General features: G+C 45.9%; 18 protein-coding genes and 1 other annotated feature (1 of these 19 cut by a window edge). Of the genes, 12 read left to right on the top strand and 6 right to left on the bottom strand.

What is annotated here, in order from left to right:
• Positions 1-112: a binding site (T-box leader), on the top strand; it begins 146 nt to the left of the window's first position.
• Between the two features lie 46 nt (positions 113-158).
• Together aroF and ABFC84_10905 are read left to right on the top strand one after the other, a co-directional pair.
• The gene (gene aroF, locus ABFC84_10910) at positions 159-1175 is read left to right on the top strand and encodes a 3-deoxy-7-phosphoheptulonate synthase (protein MEN6413248.1); all 1017 of its coding nucleotides are present in this window, start codon (positions 159-161) and stop codon (positions 1173-1175) included.
• Complete coding sequence (locus tag ABFC84_10905) at positions 1172-2053, top strand: prephenate dehydrogenase/arogenate dehydrogenase family protein (GenBank protein ID MEN6413247.1); 882 nt, start codon at positions 1172-1174, stop codon at positions 2051-2053. Before aroF ends, ABFC84_10905 begins: the two co-directional genes overlap by 4 nt.
• Here the strand turns inward: ABFC84_10905 and ABFC84_10900 are convergent.
• The gene (locus ABFC84_10900) at positions 2022-3641 is read right to left on the bottom strand and encodes a GDSL-type esterase/lipase family protein (GenBank protein MEN6413246.1); all 1620 of its coding nucleotides are present in this window, start codon (positions 3639-3641) and stop codon (positions 2022-2024) included. The genes ABFC84_10905 and ABFC84_10900 overlap by 32 nt on opposite strands.
• Positions 3642-3810: 169 nt before the next feature.
• Positions 3811-4056 carry a TM1266 family iron-only hydrogenase system putative regulator gene (locus ABFC84_10895; GenBank protein MEN6413245.1) on the bottom strand — a complete coding sequence of 82 codons (246 nt, stop codon included), beginning with the start codon at positions 4054-4056 and terminating at the stop codon, positions 3811-3813.
• Between the two features lie 333 nt (positions 4057-4389).
• On the opposite strand from ABFC84_10895, the gene trmL reads away from it, so the two are divergent.
• From trmL to ABFC84_10860, 7 genes are all read left to right on the top strand, one after another.
• Complete coding sequence (trmL, locus tag ABFC84_10890; protein ID MEN6413244.1) at positions 4390-4848, top strand: tRNA (uridine(34)/cytosine(34)/5-carboxymethylaminomethyluridine(34)-2'-O)-methyltransferase TrmL; 459 nt, start codon at positions 4390-4392, stop codon at positions 4846-4848.
• 147 nt (positions 4849-4995) lie between these two features.
• Positions 4996-5346: a YlbF family regulator gene (locus tag ABFC84_10885; GenBank protein MEN6413243.1), complete on the top strand. Its 351-nt coding sequence runs from the start codon at positions 4996-4998 to the stop codon at positions 5344-5346.
• A complete protein-coding gene (gene murB, locus ABFC84_10880; protein ID MEN6413242.1) occupies positions 5333-6256 on the top strand; it encodes a UDP-N-acetylmuramate dehydrogenase in 924 nt (307 codons plus the stop codon). The genes ABFC84_10885 and murB overlap by 14 nt, the downstream gene beginning before the upstream one ends.
• 149 nt (positions 6257-6405) lie before the next feature.
• Positions 6406-8013, top strand: coding sequence for an MBL fold metallo-hydrolase (locus tag ABFC84_10875; protein MEN6413241.1), 1608 nt, complete (start codon positions 6406-6408; stop codon positions 8011-8013).
• Positions 8014-8131: 118 nt separating this feature from the next.
• On the top strand, positions 8132-9943 hold the full coding sequence (gene typA, locus ABFC84_10870) for a translational GTPase TypA (GenBank protein MEN6413240.1): 1812 nt from the start codon (positions 8132-8134) through the stop codon (positions 9941-9943).
• A gap of 141 nt (positions 9944-10084) precedes the next feature.
• Positions 10085-10510 carry a cell division protein SepF gene (locus ABFC84_10865; GenBank protein MEN6413239.1) on the top strand — a complete coding sequence of 142 codons (426 nt, stop codon included), beginning with the start codon at positions 10085-10087 and terminating at the stop codon, positions 10508-10510.
• A gap of 148 nt (positions 10511-10658) precedes the next feature.
• The gene (locus ABFC84_10860) at positions 10659-10952 is read left to right on the top strand and encodes a hypothetical protein (GenBank protein MEN6413238.1); all 294 of its coding nucleotides are present in this window, start codon (positions 10659-10661) and stop codon (positions 10950-10952) included.
• Between the two features lie 7 nt (positions 10953-10959).
• On the opposite strand, the gene ABFC84_10855 is transcribed toward ABFC84_10860, so the two are convergent.
• Genes ABFC84_10855 through ABFC84_10845 form a run of 3 tightly spaced genes read right to left on the bottom strand, consistent with a single transcriptional unit; the run spans position 10960 to position 15130 of the window.
• A complete protein-coding gene (locus ABFC84_10855) occupies positions 10960-12252 on the bottom strand; it encodes an aspartate aminotransferase family protein (GenBank protein MEN6413237.1) in 1293 nt (430 codons plus the stop codon).
• Between the two features lie 23 nt (positions 12253-12275).
• Entirely contained in the window at positions 12276-14234 is a 1959-nt protein-coding gene (locus ABFC84_10850) for a U32 family peptidase (protein ID MEN6413236.1), read from the bottom strand.
• A 26-nt stretch (positions 14235-14260) separates the two neighbouring features.
• Complete coding sequence (locus ABFC84_10845; GenBank protein MEN6413235.1) at positions 14261-15130, bottom strand: ABC transporter substrate-binding protein; 870 nt, start codon at positions 15128-15130, stop codon at positions 14261-14263.
• Positions 15131-15377: 247 nt separating this feature from the next.
• Between ABFC84_10845 and ABFC84_10840 the strand changes: the two genes are divergently transcribed.
• Positions 15378-18797 (top strand): DNA polymerase III subunit alpha, encoded by a 3420-nt coding sequence (locus tag ABFC84_10840; protein MEN6413234.1) that lies wholly within the window; start codon positions 15378-15380, stop codon positions 18795-18797.
• Positions 18798-18803: 6 nt separating this feature from the next.
• On the opposite strand, the gene ABFC84_10835 is transcribed toward ABFC84_10840, so the two are convergent.
• Positions 18804-19382, bottom strand: a complete 579-nt coding sequence (locus ABFC84_10835; GenBank protein ID MEN6413233.1) for a YdcF family protein — start codon at positions 19380-19382, stop codon at positions 18804-18806.
• A gap of 94 nt (positions 19383-19476) precedes the next feature.
• Between ABFC84_10835 and ABFC84_10830 the strand changes: the two genes are divergently transcribed.
• Together ABFC84_10830 and ABFC84_10825 are read left to right on the top strand one after the other, a co-directional pair.
• Entirely contained in the window at positions 19477-20262 is a 786-nt protein-coding gene (locus ABFC84_10830) for an electron transfer flavoprotein subunit beta/FixA family protein (GenBank protein ID MEN6413232.1), read from the top strand.
• 13 nt (positions 20263-20275) lie between these two features.
• A complete protein-coding gene (locus ABFC84_10825) occupies positions 20276-21469 on the top strand; it encodes an electron transfer flavoprotein subunit alpha (GenBank protein ID MEN6413231.1) in 1194 nt (397 codons plus the stop codon).
• Positions 21470-21489 lie beyond the last annotated feature (20 nt).

The raw sequence follows: 21489 nt of genomic DNA, 5'->3' as shown, positions 1-21489 counted from the left end.
TTAGATGAGGCTAAGGTATCGGATTTTTGTCCCGTACCTGAAGACGAGCGGCTTGCTGTTTATTTTTAGCAAGCAGGGTGGTACCACGGGTAAATAAAATCCCGTCCCTGAGTAGGGACGGGATTTTTGTATTTTCAAAAAAAAAAGGGGAAATGGGTATGATTATTGTAATGAGTCCGCAAGCTGCAGTCGAAGAAATTAATGCTGTGATTGCGAGGGTAACCAAATTAGGTTTGAAGGTTCATCTATCGGAAGGAACATCGCGTACCATTATCGGTGTTATCGGCGATAAAAAGGCCATAGCGGAGCTGCCGGTGGAAGCTATGGCAGGCGTGGAAAAGACGGTAGCGGTAACCGAAAGATTCAAATTGGTAAGCCGGGAATTTAATCCGGCAGATACGATTGTAGATGTGGGAGGTATAAAGGTTGGCGGCGATCATTTGGCTGTAATGGCCGGTCCCTGCGCCGTGGAGAGCCGGGAACAATTACTTGCCGCCGCATCCGTTGTCAAGGAAGGCGGTGCCCAGTTTTTACGGGGCGGTGCCTATAAGCCCCGTACTTCACCTTATGATTTTCAGGGAATGGAAGAAAAAGGGCTGGAACTCTTGGCAGAAGCCGGACAAAAGACAGGGCTGAAGATTGTTACGGAGGTAACGGACATACAAGCGGTCAAAGTAGTGTGTGATTATGCCGATATGCTGCAAATTGGCGCTCGTAACATGCAGAATTTCCAATTGTTAAAGGCAGTCGGAAAAATTAATAAACCGGTCTTATTGAAACGCGGTTTGTCGGCGACAATCAATGAATGGCTTAATGCGGCGGAATATATTTTAAGTGAAGGCAATTATAATGTCGTTCTTTGTGAAAGAGGAATTCGGACGTTTGAAAACTATACACGAAACACTCTGGATCTAAGTGCAGTTGCTGCTGTGAAACAAATCAGCCACTTGCCGGTTATCGTTGATCCCAGTCATGGAACCGGATTGTGGCGACTGGTGCAGCCGATGGCCAGAGCAGCCATTGCGGCTGGAGCCGACGGACTTATGATCGAAGTTCACCCCAATCCTGCCGAGGCATTGTCGGATGGGAAGCAGTCTTTGACCCCGGAACACTTCACTGCCTTAATGAGTGAGATTGGCGGTATTGCCGCTCTCATGGGTAAAAGACTGGTATGAAACATCTCAATATTACTATTATTGGACTGGGCCTGATCGGTGGCTCGCTCGGTTTGGCAATCAGGGAAAGAAGTGGAAAATCCATCACTGTGATTGGTTGTGACCGCAATCCTGATACTCTCCGGATTGCGGTAGAACGGGGAGCAGTGGATATGGTTTTTCCAGAGCCTGCAGAGGCAGTTGCCAGAGCTGATATCATCTTTTTGTGTACACCTGTGCTGCAAATTGTGCCGTTGGTAAAAAGCGTTTTACCTTATGCAAAACCTGATGTAATTTTTACGGATGTGGGCAGTACCAAAGAATTTTTACAAAAGGAAATTGCAGCTATTTTGCCGTCAGGCATGCAGTTTATTGGCGGACATCCGATGGCCGGAAGAGAGCAAAGCGGTATTACCGCTGCCGACAAGAATCTGTTTCAGGATCATTGGTATATTTTAATCCCCTCTGCTGCAGCCTCTCTGGCAGCAGTAGATACTGTTGCCCAAATCATTCGCTGGACCGGTGCAATACTGACTACGATGAACGAATCTGAGCATGATCGCTGCGCTGCAGTTATCAGTCATGTTCCCCATGTCACGGCCGCCGCATTGGTGAATCTATTGTCCAGTTATCCCGACGAGTACAATATCAGACTCGCCGGTGGGGGATTTCGTGATACAACTCGCATCGCTTCTTCCAATGCTGATATGTGGGCGGATATCTGCTTGACAAATTCCACGGCTATTCAAGAGTGCCTGGTTCATTTACGGGAGATTCTTAATACTGCGATGGATGCTATTAACCGGGGAGATCGTCAGGCTTTACGTGAGTTTTTTTTATCAGCGAAACGCCGCCGGGATAGTCTGATTAACGCGTCACTCGGGCCCAGTTCACGTTAATGATTTGGGCCATGAGCTTTTTTCCCTCCAGATCAGGATGTAAGCCGTCAATGGCATAATGATCCGGTAATTCCCGATCGGCATCACAAAAGTAGGGATCCAGATCAATGTAATAGCGTTGTTGGCGGATGAATACATTTACGGCGTCAAATTGCTCCCGCCAATTCAAAGTGGTTTCTTCGCTGAAGGCTCGATTAATAGCAGAAGGATTGATTGGCGGTAGTGTCAGGAATATGGGTCGGATACCATTAAACAGACACTTATCACGAATGGTACTCAGATCTTTAATGACCTGAGTGGCAGGCGTACCCCCGCGCAGACTATTGGTGCCGCCTAAAATGATAAGATATTTAGGATGGTAAGGTAAAACATCCTGATCAAAACGTTCTACCATGGATTCCGAGGTGTCACCGCTTTTGCCAAGATTAATGGTCGGAAATTTAAGATAGGTTTGGTAATCGTATTCCCAATCGGAGGGAGAATAAGAAACGGCTCCGCCACCATGAGTAATGCTGTCGCCAAAAGTTGCCGAATAATTGCCTTTGGCTAAGTCTACGACAAACTGTTCCGCATCGGAATAGACGCCAACCGGATCACCATCAATATTAAGACCCCGAACCCGCCAGTAATAGATGCCAGGAATATTACGGGGCTGCTCATCATAACAGTCGGCGCCGGTTACGACTTCTTGACGCCAAATCCGGTATTGAGAAGGGGTAGTTCCATTGGGGTTCTCCGGGGGAGCATCAGTGATTTCAACTTCATAACTGACGGCGCCCTTAAGCGGGATCCAGGAATAAACCGGATATAAAGGGGTAGCCATATCTTCTACATTGAAGGTTGTGTTAATGAGCGGTTTAAGGGGCTGGTGTAGGGAATGATCAATATTTAGCTCGACGGCATCAGAAAACACTCCCCGGGGATTGCCGTCATAATCAAGGGCTCTTACCCGCCAGTACAGCTTTTTGTCTGGATAGCCGGACAAATCTACATTATAACCATTGGCGAAGACTTCCCGCGAAGAAAATATCTGGAACCGGGAAGGTTCTATGCCGTTCGGATTTTCCGGCGGTGCACTTAAAAATTCAAATTCATAATAGATTGCGCCAGGAACTACCGTCCAGGTAAGAGTGGGGGTGTTTCCAGCAGGAGCGTTAACCGGATAAAGAGAGGTAGGCTGGGGTTTAACATTCGCAAAGTCTTCTGTGGTGATTCCCATAACCTGAGCCAGATTGATGGAATCGGAATAGCGGCCAAGAGGATGCCGAAAAACTCCTTGTGCCGATACTCGCCAGTAAGTTTGGAAAGGAAAGTCCCGATCAACGGTAATCGTATTGTTCCAGGTTCGATATTTGGTAATACGCTGGGAAGGCAGAGCCGCCTGCTTATCGGTGTCCGGCGGCCTATTCAGCACTTCCACCTCGTAATAGGCTAAATAGGGTACTTTTGTCCAGAGCAGGGAATATTCATTTGTATTTTCTTCTGCTGTTAAGGACGGTTTGAATTTGCTGAAGCCGGTGATAGTACTGTTTTCTGCAATATATAGTATACTTGTCAATAAAATGATCACAATGAAAATCCGTTTCACGAAATGCACCTTCGTCTATAGTTTTTTTGATTTTATCAAGTCTCACCCATGATGGTCAGATAAAAGCCGGAGATTATTAATATGACCAGGCCTTTAGATAAATAGACCGGTTGGTCCTGCCAACCGGTCTATTTATCGCGTTATCGCGCCTTCTCATCTATGATAACGGTTATGCAGTAAGAGCAGATTTTACCGTAACACCGGGAAGATTGCCAAGCTTGCCGGTCAGAGCGCCAACTTCGTCGGTATCTCCTTCCACAATCAGGGCGATAACGCCTACTCCTTCTTCCGGCTTTGGGATACCCATGCGTCCGATCACCATATGGCGGTAATCGCTGATAATATGGTTTACCTGTTCGGCAATATTTCGGGGATCATGAATGACAATCCCCACGACGCCGATACGTTTCGACATAATGAACTACCTCCTGTTAGATATGATATATTATATAACAAAAAGGGAAATAGAATAAATAAATTTTTTTACTGACTGAGTTTGGGAATGGAAAAAACATGATACTTGTACTATAATATAAATTTAGAAGTGGGGCGCACTTGCCTTAGAATCTTGGGGTGGGGAAATGATGCAGCTCAAAGCCATCTGTGTAGTTTGACGTTGATGATTGTTGCCTGACTTTATTCTATACTATTTACCACACTGGTTCGAGGACGGGGCAATCGCTGGGCAAAGATCGGCGGAGAATAGAAATTCGGGCGATAATGGGTCCGAAAATGTGAGGAGATTTTCATGCATATTGTATTAGTTGAACCGGAAATTCCGGGGAATACAGGTAATATTGCCCGCTTATGCGCCGCAACTCATAGCGAACTGCATTTGGTACGGCCATTGGGCTTTTCAACGGATGATCGTTATTTAAAACGGGCCGGACTGGATTACTGGAATTTAGTCACGGTTTACTATTATGACAGCTTTTCAGAAGTGGAGAAGAAATATCAAGGTCATACTTTTTATTTTAATACAACAAAAGCCCATAAACATTACTCTGATGTTCATTATACTGCAGAGGATATACTGGTTTTTGGCAAAGAAACAGCCGGATTGCCGGAAACACTGTTAAAGGCCAATCAGGAAACCTGTATTCGAATTCCTATGCTGAAAGATGCTCGTTCCCTCAATTTATCCAATGCGGTGGCAGTTGTAGTTTATGAGGCTCTTCGGCAGCAAAAATTTATAAATTTAAAATAGGCGGTTTTGTGAGACGATACGGCATACATTTTAACATTACAGCAATAGGCAGCGAACGGGTATTTTTGCTGCGCTAAAAGGAAGTTAATGTGTATGAAAATACGGCAGCAGGCATAGGATAAAAGGTATGGATAGGAGGATATGTTGATGAATATTTATGATAAAACTCATGAATTGGCACAGGCTCTTAAAAATTCTGAGGAGTACTGTGCCTTTTTGGCTGCGAAACAGGGAATCGAGGATGACGCGACAGCAAAAAAAATGGTGAAAGATTTCGTTGCTAAGCAAATGGAAATTGAGTATGAAAGAATGTCAGGCAAAGCGGAAGATAAAGCCAAGACAGAACAACTGCAAAAGATGTATGATTTATTAGCCTATAACAGTAAAGCACGGGATTTCCTGCAGGCCCATATGCGGTTTCAGCGTGTGATGGCAGATCTGTACAAAATTATTGGCGAGTCTGTTGCCGAAGGATTGGATTTTTTTGCAAAAGAATAGTTGGCCGAAAGAATTTTTACTACAATTACAAACAGTTATACCGCCGCAGCGATTGTTGACTGATGAACTTATGTCTCGCCATACTACTTTTAGAATAGGCGGGCCGGCTGACTTTTTGGTGTTGCCGGCTTCTGTCGGAGAAGTAGCGGCGGCATTGGATATTGCCAAGAAGTGTGAAGTTCCCGTTATTGTTCTGGGAAATGGATCAAATATTTTGGTTAGAGATAAAGGGATTCGCGGCATGGTAATAAAATTTGGCAGGGACATGGGATATGTCAGACATGCAGGCACTACAGTCATTGCCGGTGCAGGGGCCTTACTAGCGCGGGTATCCCGTTATGCGGCTGAGCAGGGACTAGGTGGAATGGAATTTGCTGTCGGTATTCCCGGCAGCATAGGTGGAGCTGTTTTTATGAATGCCGGTGCTTATGAAGGTGAAATGGGCGGTGTGGTTTCGGCTGTATCGGCAGTATGTCCGGATGGAAGAATGCAGCGGTTTAACAAAAGCGAGAGCGGGTTTTCTTATCGACATAGTATCTTCCAACATAACGGTTGTGTGATTTGTGAAGTGGAGCTGTCATTATACAAGGGCGAGCATACTCATATTCATACGAAAATGGGCGATTACACCCTTAAGCGGAAGACAAAGCAGCCGGTGGAGATGCCGAGTGCAGGCAGCACTTTTAAACGGCCGGCCGGTCACTATGCAGGAACGTTGATTGATCAGGCCGGGTTAAAAGGTCTTAAGATCGGCGGAGCACAAGTTTCAATAAAACACGCCGGGTTTATCGTCAATGCCGGAGGGGCAACCGCTCAGGATGTATTGTCGCTAATCGAGGAGGTCCAGCGTCGTGTTTATGAAAAATCCGGCGTAAAGCTACAGCCGGAAGTGCGAATTTTAGGGGAATAATGCATGAGAACGGAACGAGGCTTTTAAGCCCCGTTCCGTTCTTATTTTCCAAGCAGAATCGTAAAGCGTGGCGGTCGGGCTGAATTTTAGGCAGGAAAATGTATTCTGATGTGGAATAAAGTACTAAAACTCAATAAAGGAGTAGAAAAATGCGGCTAACTTTTTTAGGAGCAGCTAGAATGGTAACCGGTTCGTCCTATTTGTTGGAAACAGGCAATATAAAATTTTTGGTGGATTGTGGAATGTTTCAAGGCGCGAAGTCTATCAGTGCGTTAAATCGCCGTGATTTTTTCTATGATCCCGGTTCTGTTGATTTTGTATTGCTTAGTCATGCTCATATTGATCATAGCGGGTTAATTCCTAAATTGTGTAAAGCCGGGTTTAAGGGTCCTATCTATACGACGAAAGTAACGGCAGAGCTGTGTCGTATTATGCTGCCTGACAGCGCACATATTCAAGAGTTCGATACAGCTATCGCCAACCGCAAGGGGCAGAGAGCCGGTAGAACTCCGGTAGAGCCGCTTTATACTGTAGATGATGCGTATGCGTGTTTGGCGCAATTTTCTCCCGTAGCTTATAATAGTGAATTAAACTTGTCGCCGGAAGTTACCGTTCGTTTTCAGGATGCCGGTCATATTCTAGGTTCTTCCGTGCTGGAGATATGGGTGACCGAGCAGGATAAAAAGGTTAAGTTGTTATTTTCAGGCGATCTGGGCCAGCCGGATCAGCCGATTTTGAAAGATCCTACCCATGTAGAAGAGGCAGATTATATCATTACCGAGTCGACTTACGGGAACCGTATTCATGAGCAGTACAGTAAAGAAGAACGTTTGGCCCAGATTGTGCAGGATACAGTGAAGCAAGGCGGCAATATCATTATTCCTTCTTTCGCCGTGGGACGGACTCAAACCATTCTGTATTATCTTCATAAACTGCTTAAAGCAGGCAAAATTCCCGATATACCGGTTATTATTGATAGTCCGCTGGCGATTTCCGCTACCGATATTTTTATGCAGAATACCCAGGATTATGATACGGAAGCAAGTGAATTGTTAGTTAAGGAAAAGGATAATCCGTTAAAACTTCCTAAATTGACGTTTACCAAAACAGCGGAGGAATCCCGGTCGTTGAATAATTTGGACGATCCTGCCATTATTATATCCGCCAGCGGCATGGCGGATGCCGGGCGTATTCTTCACCATCTGAAACATAATTTGTGGCGGCCGGAATCCAGTGTCGTTTTCGTCGGCTATCAGGCTCAGGGCAGTTTGGGGCGGCGGTTGTTGGAAGGCGCTAAACGGGTTAAGGTTATGGGGGAAGAGATCAGCGTTAAAGCGCAAATTCATAACCTGGAAGGCTTTTCCGCTCATGCCGATAAAGAACAGTTGCTGGCATGGTTAGCTAATTTTAAAACTAAGCCGGCTAATGTATTTATTGTTCATGGGGAATATGATATGTCCCAGCCGTTTTCTGCCGAGATCGAGTCACGCTTACATTATCCGACTTTCCTTCCCCGCTATGGTGATACGGCAATGATTCAAGGCCGTGAATGGCGTATTGTGGAATCAGAAATTGTACCGGTTGATACCGCAGTCAAACAAATGTACGAGTATCTGGAACAAATGGAAGCAGAGTACCGCCTCTACCGGAAGCGGTTAGAGCGATTAGCAGCTACGGATGCGGCGAAAATTCCGGAAGCAGTTGCTCAGATGACGGAAATTTATAATTATATCCGCAAAAAGCTGAAGAATTTGTAAAAATTTCTTTTATAATTACCGATTTAGTGGTAGTATATTATATTGAAGTGTATGTGACACTAAAAAGGGTGCATGTAAGTGCAGCATCCTTTTTCTTTATTTTTTTAGGAGGGTTATTATGAAACGCAATGATTTACGCAATATTGCTATTATCGCCCACGTTGACCATGGCAAAACGACATTAGTGGATGCCATGCTAAAACAAAGCGGCGTATTTCGCGCCAATGAGCAGGTCGCCGAACGGGTGATGGATTCTAATGATTTGGAACGGGAACGTGGAATCACCATATTATCGAAGAATACTTCCATCATGCATGATGGCATCAAGATCAATATTGTCGATACTCCCGGTCATGCCGACTTCGGCGGTGAGGTAGAGCGGGTCTTAAACATGGTTGACGGAGTATTGCTGTTAGTGGATGCGTTTGAAGGACCGATGCCCCAGACAAAATATGTATTGCGAAAAGCACTGGAACAAAAATTAAAGCCAATTGTCGTCATTAACAAAATTGATCGTCCGGATCAGCGGGTAGATGATGTGCTGGATGAAGTGCTGGAATTGTTTATGGAATTGGATGCCAATGATGATCAACTGGATTTCCCGGTAGTATATTGTGCCGCCAGAGATGGTATTGCCAAGCTGAAAATGGAAGATGACAGTCAAAATCTGGCTCCGTTGTTTGAACTTTTAGTCAACGAAATTCCTGCCCCTCAAGGCGATATTGAAGGACCTTTGCAGATTATGGTTACTACGTTGGATTATGATGATTATGTGGGGAGAATTGCCATTGGCAGAATTATTCGCGGCCGGGTGTTTTACGGCCAGAATGTTTCAATTTTAAACGGCGAGACCCAGACCAAGGCGAAGATTGGCCGGTTATATACGTATGAAGGCTTAAAGCGAGTGGAAGCACAGGAAGCTGCTTTAGGCGAGATTGTCGCCATAACCGGCTTGGAAAACGTGAATATTGGTGAAACCATCGCCGATTCGGAACATCCTGAGGCATTGCCCAGCATTAATATTGATGAGCCAACCTTATTGATGACTTTTAGTGTAAACAATAGTCCTTTTGCCGGAAGAGAAGGTCAGTTTGTAACATCCCGTCACCTGCGGGAAAGATTGTTTAAGGAAGTTGAAACAAATGTCAGCATGCGGGTCAATGAAACGGACAGTCCGGATACCTTTGAAGTGGCCGGACGGGGTGAACTACATCTGTCGATCCTTATTGAAACTATGCGGCGGGAAGGTTTTGAATTTCAGGTAGGGAAACCGGAGGTAATTTATAAAAATATTAATGGTCAGCGTTGTGAACCAATGGAGTTTTTAACGATTGAGGTTCCTCAGGAATTTATGGGCACTGTCATGGAAGGACTGGGAACCAGAAAGGCTGATTTAGTCAATATGACAGAGCTGGCCGGATATTTGCGGATGGAATTTACAATTCCGGCTCGCGGGCTTATCGGGTTTCGGTCGGAATTTTTAACCAATACTAAAGGGAATGGAATTATGAATCACGTATTCCATGGCTATGCGCCTTATAAAGGCGATATACCAGGACGTACCCGGGGCGCATTGGTCGCTTTTGAAGCGGGAGAAACGACTGGTTATGGAATTTATAGCGTACAGGACAGGGGAATCATGTTTGTTGTACCGGGACAAGCTGTTTATGAGGGCTTAATTGTCGGGGAAAACTCCCGGGAAACGGATATGGATGTAAATCCGTGCAAGAAAAAGCATGTCACCAATATGCGTTCTAGTGCTGCCGATGAAGCAATCCGGTTAGTTTCACCGCGAATTCTCAGCTTGGAACAGGCCTTGGAGTATATTAATAAAGATGAACTTGTGGAAGTAACCCCGAAGAGTATCCGTTTACGCAAGTCGATTCTTGACCGGCATATCCGGGGACGGGAACGAAAGAATAATTCTTAACTGTGAACTGTCAATATTAAAATTACCAGTAATCCTTTACTATTAAAAATTTCGGCAAGATTATTAAAAAAATTCTTATAATGCAGGAATTATTTAAAATATGTCGAATTATTACTAAAATATGGTAATTAATATAATGATGTGTCGGGGGATGATGGAGATATGGCAGTTGGCTTGCTTGATAAACTGACAAATTTTTTAATGCCAATTGAAGAGCCCGTTGAATCGTCGACTTCACGCGCAAGAAGCAAACCGGCGCATTTACGGGTGCATTCCAATATGCCGGAAGAATTGAGAATGATTGTGATAGAGCCTCACAAATATGAGGACGTCCGTCTTTGTGCCGGCCATTTAAAAACAAATGTTGCAATCATTGTTAATTTTGAAGCTACGGATTATGCTACGCAACAGTCCATGAGTGATTTTCTTGATGGTGTGTGTTATGTTATTGACGGTACAGTAGAAAAAATTTCCGAACGTGTTTTGTTGTATGTTCCGGCTACAGTTGAAATTAATAAAAAACTTTGTGCCTATTCTATTCCAACTTATGTAAAACAGTCGGAATGATGTTGCGTTACATAGCGATGTAAGTTAATCGGGGCACTCCTTAAGGAGTGTTCTTTCTTATTCATGCATATAATTGCATAATCCTGGTAATAGCTAATGCTATAAAATAATATACTACAATAGAAACTATTATATGAGGAGTGCAGCGATGAAACCATTATTTAAAGAAAAGACCGGCAAGTTTGGTTCGTTAATTAGTCTGATCGCTATAATGGCAATGCTCGCATTGTTTTCAATCGCCATACCGGAATTCCTGGCATCAACCGTTGGCCGTATATTTGCTGTTGTCTGGGCATTGGCAGCTATTACCGTATTTATTGCTCATGCCAAGCGGGTAAAAAAAGTTCGGCAGCGCCAATACAATATTTTCCATGCAGAGATGCTAAAAAAAACAGTTCGCACACAGAAAAGTGTACGAACCGGGCGAATGCTGCGAGGGTAAGCGCAGCTTAGATATGCATGGATGCCAGTACAAAATCCAGATTATTAAATAGGTCATCAAGGTCAGTATAGGTGATGACAAGCGGTGGTTGAAAGGCCAGGACATTGCGATTGGGTCCGTTTTTACCAATTAAAAAGCCCCGGTCTTTCATTTTTTCCAGTATGATATCCACCTGTTCAAAGGCCGGCAGTTTTCCAGGCAGCACCAGTTCAGCGCCTACCATCAGTCCTAAGCCGCGGATATCGCCAATTATCGGATACTTTTTTTGCAGCTTGTACAATCCATCCTTTAGATAGTTCCCTAATTTAGCAGCTCGGTCAGGCAGATTGTGCTCAGCGATGTAAGCTAAAGTGGCCAGACTTGCGGCAGATGTCACCGGATTGCCGCCTAAGGTAGACGCACCGGGACGGGTATATTGATCAGCGATTTCAGACCGGGAGATAAATGCCCCGACAGGGGTGCCGTTTCCTAATGCTTTGGCCATAGTCATAATATCAGGCTCAACATCGTAATGCTCAATTGCAAACATTTTACCGGTCCGGCCAAATCCGGTTTGCACTTCGTCGACCACCAGAAGGATCCCATAAGCTTCTAAGATTTCTTTTACTCGTTTAAAGTAGCCGGCAGGCGGGGTAATGATGCCGCCATTTCCCTGAATGGGTTCGGCAAATAAAGCGGCTACTTGTCCGGATGTGGAAGTTTTTATGATTGTTTCAATTTCATTGGCGCAGGCAAGGTCGCATTCCGGATATTGCTTGTGAAAGGGGCAGCGATAGCAGTAAGCATTAGGAGCAAAGCTAATGCCGCCTACGGGAGCGGTATCGGTCCGCCAGAGGCTTAGGCCGGTTAGGCTCATGGTCAATTTCGTCCGGCCATGAAGTCCCTGGCGTAAGCTTAGAAATTCATTACGACCGGTAAAAATGGAGGCGAGAAGTGCGGCACCTTCATTTGCTTCTGTACCACTGGCGCAAAAAAAAGATTTTTGTAAACGCCCCGGAGTAATTTGAGCCAAGCGTTCGGCTAAGTTTACGATATTTTCGGTTAGGTAGATGGTACAAGTATGCTGCAAGGTATTTACTTGTTGGCAGATTGCTTTGGTAATCTCAGGATTGCAATGTCCGCAATTCATGACGGAGACACCGGCGAAACAATCCAGATACTGTTTGCCGGTATGGTCATATAAATACTGCATTTCTCCTCGCACTAATTGCATAGGTTGATGATAATAATGATAAACGCAAGGAATCATGTATTCCTTTTTTTTACGTAAAATTTCAGATGGGCCAATATAGTTTTCCATCAAAATCACCCTCTTTAAAATGCTTATCGGGATACCCGGTAGCGAAATGCGCCAATGCCCAGTTCTCTGGGGTTAATGGCAGCCAGTTTGTCCAGACTATTAGAGTTAAATCGATAATCGGCAGCCTGTTCTTTTATAGTAGTGAGTTCCTGCCGGTAGATGGCTGTAATAGCACCGACCTGGGAAGACGAATAATGCTGCCCCTCGATCCGGAAGTGGGTTACACCGGATAGTGTGCTCAGATAAGGCAAAAGGCAAAGATCTTTGGCAAACAGGATATGATTGCGGCCATATTGATCAATGCGGATGGGATGACGCTGACCGGCAGTATCCAGTAAGGCATAAGGACGATCTAAGAGAGCAGCACTGTTATCGAACACGTCATGGCCCAGTATTGCCGCAGGCAGGGAATGTTCCACAACCATCGCCTCCAAAGGGCCGTGAATAATCATTTCCAAGGGCAAGGGACTTTTGGCAGCTAAAGCCAGGACTTGTTCAAGCGATGCTTCCGGTGATATGGTCGCTTTACTTGCCCCATTGTTCATTAGCCAGTTTACTGTAACATGGTTAAATACGTTCAACGAAAAGTCGGTCTGTACCGGAACATTGGAAAGCTGACGAGCAAGCCGCAGCATGCCGATGTTACTGAGCATGAGACCCTGAGGTTTATTCTGAAGCCTGCTTAGAGCATGAAAGAACTGAGTGTATTCACCGCATTCCTGTTCCATGGTCACTCTGGGAGTAGAGACGACTACCTGGCATTGGTAGTTAGCGGCTTCCCGGATAGCTTCTTGAATTTTTGTCAAAGTCCAGGGCTTTTGCGGCCGGAAAGCTTCGCCAGCGATATAGACAATGTCGGCTCCATTTTGACAAGCAGCAGTCAAACTCTGTATGTTGGCTACTCGTACCGCCAGGGTTGGGTGAAAGTCCGGTTGTGGAGAAGCCGTTGGCAAAGCTGTGGAAGAAAGCGGCATGCCTGCCTCTTTTACTGCCTGACTGAAAAAGCGGGGTTCCCGTTTACCGCTGTAGCCGATTGCGTTCGCTCCGGGGTTACCCAAGGCGTAGCAAGTTGAAAAATCACGGGAACGGTGGTTATAAAGTTCATCCCAATCATTTTCGTCAATTGTATAGCCGGTAGGATCGGCGATATAGCGATCAATAGCCCGACGATAAACCCGGACAATTTTTCTGACAAAATCAGCGGTGCGCATTCTGCCTTCAATTTTAAAGGAGCAGACACCGGCCTGAATCAGCTCCGGTAAATTCCGGTACATGCACATGTCCTTAAGAGCCAGCTTATAGGGACCGGGGTCCTCAGCGGAAATTAATTCACCGGTTTCCCCATCAACCAACTGATAGGGCCAGCGGCATGGTTTCAAACAGCGGCCCCGATTTGAACTTTGGCCGAATAGGACACCGGAATGGATGCATTGACCACTGTGAGCGATACACATATCGCCGTGAATAAAGTATTCAATTTCGATGCCGGTTTTTTCTTTTAATAAAGCAAGCTGAGCTAACGTCATCTCCCGATTGGCTACCACGCGGGTAATTCCATAATCCTGCAAGGTGCGGACGGCATATTCATTATGAGTATTCATCATCACCGATGCATGCAGGGGAACCGTAAGTTTTAAATTGCGGGCGAGTTCCAAAATTGCTAAATCCTGGACAATTAAGGCATCAGGCTGTAACTTTTCTAATAATTGCAGATAAGAGCGCATCGTCTCCAGCTCATGGTCGCTAATCAAGTTATTTACTGTGACATATAAACGGACATTGTGGGCGTGGGCATATTCAATAGCGTGTTCCAGCATTTCGTCGTCAAAGTTCACATCGGTCCGATGCATCCGCATATTAAATCGTTTACCACCAAGATAAACGGCATCGGCACCGGCAGAAATTGCGGCCTCCAATACTTCCCAGGTACCGACAGGGGCCAGGAGTTCAAGAGAATTTTGGGTTAAAATCACATTTTTCATCTCCAAATCAAAAGGTAAAAATAATCCTATTCGTAAATTTCTTTGGCGGCCAGCTTCAGACTGATTGGCAGTTTAATCCCTAAATTTTGCGCGGTAAAATCATTGAGCAGAATTTCAGGTTCCTCGACAACACCGACAGGGATAGAGCCAGGAGCAGTGCCGCTAAGAATCTGTGCCGCTTTGGCGGCGCAATTTACTCCCAGACAATGGTGATTGGCAACCAGTGCTCCTAGAGCACCAAAGGAAACGTTAGGGGCATGCGAGGCTATAATAGGTAACTTGACGGCATCGGTATAATAGACGACAGTGGCAAAGTTTTCTTCAATAATCCGGCCAATTGGCAGAAAGAGAGCATCCAATTCCGCCGGCAAAAGCTCCGAAAGCTTTGAGAGGTCTTCCGGTTGATGAACCGGCAGTTCCCGCAGTTCCAGCTCATCCTGTGCCGCTTGTTGAAAATGGGTAAGTTCTAATTGGGCATTGCTGTCGCCGGTGTGATAAAGTACGCCAATCGTTTTGGCATTCGGCAGTAAACGGTGGATAAAAGCAATTTTATCCGTTGATTTCACCATGCCGGATACGCCGGTAATTTTGCCGCCGGGCAATGCCATATTATTGACTAGCCCGGCGCCTACAGGGTCAAACACAGGGGTAAACACTACGGGAATGTTTCCGGGAAGGTTGGCTGCGGCTTTGGCGGCCGGTGTCGAACAGGCAAAAATAAGATCAACCTGCCGCTTCATCAGCGCTTTTGCTAAATCCGGCAATGCCACTGTATTGCCGTCAGCATTCAAATAATGGAATTCGGCTTGCAGTCCATATTTGCTTAAACCCTGTTTAAACCCCTGAACCGCGTCATCAAGGTTCTGGGTGAGTTGTAAAATACCAATTTGATACAAGGAACAACACCTCTTTAAACATTTCTAACCATTATAATTTCCACATAGAGAAGAGAATACCTGCCGATAGTTGCAAAGTCAAAGCATAATTGGGTTTGCACTTTCCTCTTTATAAAGAATAGGGCGTTTCAGACGGTCAAGTGCAGGAGTATCATGTTATTTTGTTGAATTTTTGTAAAGGAAACAGAGTTCCTGGCATTCATAAATCATTCATTCCCAGGGGAGGATTACTCGCTTGCAACATACAATGAAAGATGATTATAACGGTCGGTTCGTCCACCTTCATGTTCATACCGAATATAGTTTGCTTGACGGAGCCTGCCGGATTGATAAATTGATTCAGCGTGTAAAAGAATTGGGTATGCCGGCAGTGGCTATTACTGATCATGGTGCGATGTACGGAGTGATTGATTTTTATAAGGAGGCCGAAAAGCAAGGTGTCAAGCCTATTATTGGCTGTGAAGTTTATGTGGCTCCCCGCTCACGGCTGGAAAAAAGCGCGGTGGAAGGGGAATCCTATTATCATTTGATTCTGCTGGCTGAGAACAATCAGGGTTACCGGAATCTGATCGAGCTGGTTTCCCGGGGGTATACGGAAGGATTTTATTATAAGCCGAGGATCGACAGAGAACTGCTGCGGCAATACAGCGAGGGCTTGATTTGTCTTAGCGCCTGTATTGCCGGTGAAATTCCCTCACTGCTGCTCAAAGGTGATTTTGCCGGTGCCGGAGCATTAGCTGAGGAGTACCGCTCTATTTTTGGCGCCGATAATTTCTTTTTGGAGGTACAGGATCATGGCTTGCCGGAGCAGCAGCAGGTAAATGGCCGTCTTATTGAAATCGCCAGGAAAACGGGTATTGGTTTAGTCGCAACGAACGATTTGCATTATATTAATAAAACCGATGGGGAATGCCATGATGTTCTGCTTTGTATTCAAATGGGGAAAACGGTGGATGATACGGGGAGACTGCGGTTTCCCAATAATGAGTTTTATTTAAAAAGTGCCGGAGAAATGGCCGGCCTTTTTGGAGAAATTCCGGAAGCACTGGAAAATACCTGGCGAATTGCTGAACGCTGTAATGTAAAGTTTGAATTCGGTCATTTGCTCCTACCTGAATTTCCCGTTCCCCAGGGACTTACCGATGACGAATATTTACGTCAGCTGTGTCGTGAGGGGCTGCCCGGACGGTATAAAACAGTAGATGAGACAGTGAAGTCGCGGCTGGAATACGAGCTGGCGGTAATTCAAAAGATGGGCTATTCCAGCTATTTTTTAATTGTGTGGGATTTTATTAATTACGCCCGCCACAACGGCATTCCCGTTGGTCCCGGACGCGGGTCGGCGGCGGGAAGTATTGTCGCGTATGTACTGGGCATTACCAATATTGATCCTTTGCGCTACGGGTTGCTGTTCGAACGGTTTTTAAACCCGGAGCGGGTCACGATGCCGGATATTGATATTGATTTTTGCTATGTGAAGCGAAGTAAAGTGATTGATTATGTAGCGAAACGCTATGGAGCGGATCGGGTAGCGCAGATTATTACTTTTGGCACCATGGCGGCCAAGGCGGCAATTCGTGATGTGGGGCGTGCCCTCAACATGCCTTATGGAGAAGTTGACCGTATTGCCAAACTGGTGCCGAATGAACTGGGCATTACTTTGGCGAAAGCATTAACCGTCAATGCCGAACTCAAAGCTGCTTATCAAGCGGAACCGGCAGTGAAAAAATTATTGGACTTGGCGATGGCGGTGGAAGGATTGCCCCGTCATGCCTCTACCCATGCCGCCGGTCTTGTCATTGCCAAAGAGCCTCTGACGCATTATGTGCCGTTGCAGAATTCAGCGGAAGGATTTTTGACGACTCAGTATGATAAAGACCGCATTGAGGAAATCGGGTTGCTGAAGATGGATTTACTGGGGCTGCGGACGCTGACGGTTATAGGTGATACCCTGGAGCTGATTCGGTCAAACCGGGGGGAGACTGTAGATATGGATCATATTCCCCTTGCCGATGAAAAAACTTGCAATATGCTGGCAAGCGGAGATACTGCTGGTGTTTTTCAAATGGAGTCCAGCGGCATGACGAATTTGGTAAAGGAGCTAAGACCGGAAAGTTTTGCCGATCTTATACCCTTAGTGGCATTATACAGGCCTGGCCCTTTGGGCAGCGGGATGGTAGCCGACTTTATCAATGGACGGCATGGAGAAAAACAGGTAACTTATTTGCATCCCATACTGAAACCAATATTGCAGGATACGTTTGGCGTCATTTTGTACCAGGAGCAGGTTATGCAGATTGCTTCGACTTTGGCTGGTTTTACCTTAGGACAAGCGGATTTACTGCGCCGGGCCATGGGCAAGAAGAAACACGAAGTCCTGGCTGCCCAGCGGGATGATTTTTTGCGGGGGGCCAGAGAAAGAAATATTGAAGATAAACTGGCGATTGAAATTTTTGAGCTGATGACGCACTTTGCTGATTATGGGTTCAATAAATCCCATAGCGCTGCTTATGCTCTTGTTGCTTATCAGACAGCCTATCTCAAGGCTCATTATCCCCAGGAATTTATGGCGGCTTTATTGACCAGTGTTATGGGCGGGGCCAATGAAAAGGTCGGTTTTTATATTGAGGAATGTAAACGCATGGAAATCCCTGTTTTACCGCCGGATATCAATGCCAGTAAGGCAAGTTTTTCAGTTGATGGTGACGCGATACGATTTGGCTTGGCAGGAGTAAAAAATGTTGGGGATAATGCTATTGAAAATATTATCGAAGCTCGCAGCAAGGCGGATAAGTTTAGTTCCTTAGTTGATTTTTGTACCCGGGTTGATATGCGGGTTGTGAATAAACGGGTGATCGAAAGTTTGATAAAATGCGGTGCGTTTGATTCCTTTGCTGCCCGGCGCTCTCAGCTTTTGGCCGTGCTGGACCGGGCGGTAGATGCTGCGGCAGTAAGACAGCGTGATTTAGCCAGTGGACAAATGGACTTGTTTGGTGAAGAAACATTAACTGGTATTAATGATATTGTGCTGCCTGATATTCCGGAACTACCACAGGAGGAGAGGCTGAATCTGGAAAAAGAAATGACCGGTTTCTATATAACCGGTCATCCTCTGGATAAATTTCGTGAACAAATGAAAAAATTTCCGATGATAAAAGAACTGCTTAGCGGGGAATATGAAGACGGTAAAGTGGTCAGAGTGGCCGGACTGATTACCGGCGCCAAGCGAATTACGACTAAAGCCGGCGATATGATGTGTTTTGCTACGCTGGAAGATTTTTTTGACGCTATCGAAATCATTGCCTTTCCCCGAGTATTTAATAAAGTCAACCGGCTGCTGATTCCCGATATGCCGGTGATTGTGGCAGGCCGGCTGAACGCTAGTGAAGACAGTGTTAAAATTATGGCGGATACTGTTTTATTATTGGAAAAAGCAGGCGGCGAGGTGCAGATAAAAATTCGTAAGCACCAGGAGAATGAAGTGATATTTGCTAAGATAAAAGAAAGCTTTGCAAAATATCATGGCGCGGCCATCGTTTATCTCCATCTCGTCGACAGCCATCGTGTGATTAAAACGGAAAGACAATTCTGGATTGCTCCTTCACCGGAAGCAATCGGCGATTTGGAAAATATTTTGGGGAAAGGAGCCGTTACAGTTCTGTGGTGAGTCCGCTTATTTGTTAAACACCAGCAGGGCAACCATAGCGGCTCCTTCCCGGGCATATTGTTTTGCCGTGAGGTAGGTATTATGAGCCATAGGCGCAGGAGCGCCGGTAGCGGTGATTCCCAAATGATGCGCCAGGACTAAGGCACGGTGGATATGAGATGCATTAGACACGATAATTGCCTGCTTCAGGCCATGTTCACGCATGATGGCCTGCGAATTTGTAAGGTTTTGATATGTATTGAAGGATTGGTCTTCCAGTAAGATATCTTTCATGGGGATACCATGAAAAATTAAGTAGCTCTGCATGGCAAGCGCCTCACTGGATTCTTCATCGGCTCCTTGAGCCCCGCTGACAATTACGGTTGATGCATAACCTTGATTATATAATTTGACGGCTTCATCGAGTCTCAGGCGGAGCATTGTGCTTGGCTCTCCGCCAATTAATTTTGCGCCGAGGACGATAATGGTATCGCCGGGTTCCGGCTTTACCAGGAATCCGGCAGTTATAATCGGAAGTTCGATGACCAACAGGATAAAGATAGTAAGCATGAGTAAATAATGCCTTAATTTTATGGTAAAATTCATGACACTCCTCCCAGGATTGTGTTATTATTCTTAGTATATCATGTTTTGCTGTAATTGTTCTATTTTGAACTTTAGCCATATAGGAGGATTTCGGATGGAAATAGTAGTTTGTATTAAGCAAGTGCCTGATACTACAGAGGTAAAGATTGATCCCAAGACGAACAGCTTAATTCGGCAAGGTGTTCCCAGTATTGTTAACCCTTTTGACAAGAATGCTGTTGAGACGGCGCTTCAATTAAAAGAACAGCATGGTGGACATGTCACGGTTATTTCTATGGGGCCGCCTCAGGCGAAGGACGCGCTGAAAGAATGTTTGGCGATGGGAGCGGACGCAGCCATCTTAATGAGTGATCGCGGCTTTGGCGGAGCGGATACGCTGGCTACCAGTGAGACATTAGCCGCAGGATTGCGGAAATTTGGCCGATATGATCTGATTATTTGCGGGAAGCAGTCGATTGATGGCGATACGGCTCAGGTCGGTCCCGAATTGGCCGAACATCTTGGAATTCCTCAGGTTACCTGTGCGGCAGGTATTGAGGTAAATGGCAGTATTGCCCGAATAAAACGGGAGCATGAAGATGGCTATGAAATGATCGAAGCCCCTTTCCCGCTGCTAATCACAGTTGTCAAATCAATCAATGAGCCCCGCCATTCCAGTGTAAAGGGAGTCATGCGGGCTAATCGACAAGAAATTCCCGTATGGACCAGCGAGGATGTCAGCGTGGATCGGCAGCGTATCGGAATCAAGGGATCGCCGACTCAGGTACGGCGCATATTTACCCCGAAGCGGCGTGTGCAGGGAGAAATGATCCAGGCGGATACGGCTAAAGGTGCGGCAGCGCTTTTGGTTAAAAAACTCATGGATGCAAAAATTATATAACGGGGGTAAAAAAATGGCAGTGAATGTAAAGAAGGATACTTGCAGCGGCTGCGGTGCCTGTGTCAGTACGTGTCCGTTCGGTGCAATTGCTATGGATGGGAGCCAGGCGGTTATTACCGAGGTTTGTACGGCCTGCGGTGCTTGCATTGATGTTTGTCCGGTGAAGGCCATCCGGCGTGAAGTTGAAGATAAAATTGTTACTATGGATAAACGCGACTACCAGGGTGTCTGGGTTTATATAGAACAAAATAACGGTAAGGCAAAAAGTGTGGGCTATGAACTGCTGGGACAGGGCCGTAAGCTGGCTGATGCATTGCAACAGAAACTGGCGGCCGTCATTGTCGGTTATCAGGTGGAGCAGCTGGCCAAAGCGGCTTTTGCTAACGGGGCCGACAAAGTGTATCTGGTAGAAGGTAAAGAATTTGAACATTATAATACCGACGGCTATACAATTACATTTACCAACTTGATCCGTACTTATAAGCCAGCGGTTGTGCTGCTGGGAGCAACTGTAGACGGCCGGGATTTGGGACCGCGGGTAGCCTGCCGGCTTGGTACGGGTTTAACGGCGGATTGCACTGATTTAGGGGTTGATGCGGCAACAAAACTGGTAGCATGGACACGGCCGGCTTTTGGCGGTAATATAATGGCAACTATTTTGTGCCCGGATCATCGCCCGCAGATGGGTACGGTGCGTCCTAAAGTCTTCAAACGCCCAATTCCGGCTGAAAGCCGCAGCGGTGAAATCATCCGGGTTCCCAGTAAAGTTACTTCTCAGGATATTCGGACTAAATTCATCGAAACTATTCAGGTTTGTACGGCATCCTGCAATTTGGAAGAGGCGGAAATTATTGTTTCCGGTGGACGGGGCTTAGGAAAATCGGAGAATTTCGCTCTGATCGAAGAACTGGCCGCTGTCCTTGGCGGGGCGGTCGGAGCATCAAGAGCAGCGGTTGATGCGGGCTGGAAGCCGGCGCTGTATCAAATCGGGCAAACAGGGAAAACCGTTGGCCCCAAAGTGTATTTCGCCTGTGGTATTTCCGGGGCGATTCAGCATATGGCAGGAATTAGTTCTGCCGATATTATTATCGCGATCAACAAAGACGAAAATGCGCCAATTTTTAAAGTGGCGGATTATGGAATTGTCGGCGATGTGCTGGAGGTATTGCCGGCACTGATTCAGGAAATAAAAAAAGGCAAACAATAATATCCGGACGGGTCCTGTGT

The sequence above is a fragment of the Veillonellales bacterium genome, assembly GCA_039680175.1.
In the GTDB taxonomy this organism is placed as follows: Bacteria; Bacillota; Negativicutes; order JAAYSF01; family JAAYSF01; genus JBDKTO01.
Note: the sequence above shows the minus strand (reverse complement) of the source record. Positions and strands in the feature narration are given on the sequence as shown.

What these genes read in the sequence shown, in the direction of transcription:
- aroF (MEN6413248.1), top strand. Translation starts at nt 159, where the DNA reads ATGATTATTGTAATGAGTCCGCAAGCTGCAGTCGAAGAAATTAATGCT.
- ABFC84_10905 (MEN6413247.1), top strand. Translation starts at nt 1,172, where the DNA reads ATGAAACATCTCAATATTACTATTATTGGACTGGGCCTGATCGGTGGC.
- ABFC84_10895 (MEN6413245.1), bottom strand. Translation starts at nt 4,056, where the DNA reads ATGTCGAAACGTATCGGCGTCGTGGGGATTGTCATTCATGATCCCCGA.
- trmL (MEN6413244.1), top strand. Translation starts at nt 4,390, where the DNA reads ATGCATATTGTATTAGTTGAACCGGAAATTCCGGGGAATACAGGTAAT.
- ABFC84_10885 (MEN6413243.1), top strand. Translation starts at nt 4,996, where the DNA reads ATGAATATTTATGATAAAACTCATGAATTGGCACAGGCTCTTAAAAAT.
- ABFC84_10875 (MEN6413241.1), top strand. Translation starts at nt 6,406, where the DNA reads ATGCGGCTAACTTTTTTAGGAGCAGCTAGAATGGTAACCGGTTCGTCC.
- typA (MEN6413240.1), top strand. Translation starts at nt 8,132, where the DNA reads ATGAAACGCAATGATTTACGCAATATTGCTATTATCGCCCACGTTGAC.
- ABFC84_10860 (MEN6413238.1), top strand. Translation starts at nt 10,659, where the DNA reads ATGAAACCATTATTTAAAGAAAAGACCGGCAAGTTTGGTTCGTTAATT.
- ABFC84_10855 (MEN6413237.1), bottom strand. Translation starts at nt 12,252, where the DNA reads ATGGAAAACTATATTGGCCCATCTGAAATTTTACGTAAAAAAAAGGAA.
- ABFC84_10850 (MEN6413236.1), bottom strand. Translation starts at nt 14,234, where the DNA reads ATGAAAAATGTGATTTTAACCCAAAATTCTCTTGAACTCCTGGCCCCT.
- ABFC84_10840 (MEN6413234.1), top strand. Translation starts at nt 15,378, where the DNA reads ATGAAAGATGATTATAACGGTCGGTTCGTCCACCTTCATGTTCATACC.
- ABFC84_10835 (MEN6413233.1), bottom strand. Translation starts at nt 19,382, where the DNA reads ATGAATTTTACCATAAAATTAAGGCATTATTTACTCATGCTTACTATC.
- ABFC84_10830 (MEN6413232.1), top strand. Translation starts at nt 19,477, where the DNA reads ATGGAAATAGTAGTTTGTATTAAGCAAGTGCCTGATACTACAGAGGTA.
- ABFC84_10825 (MEN6413231.1), top strand. Translation starts at nt 20,276, where the DNA reads ATGGCAGTGAATGTAAAGAAGGATACTTGCAGCGGCTGCGGTGCCTGT.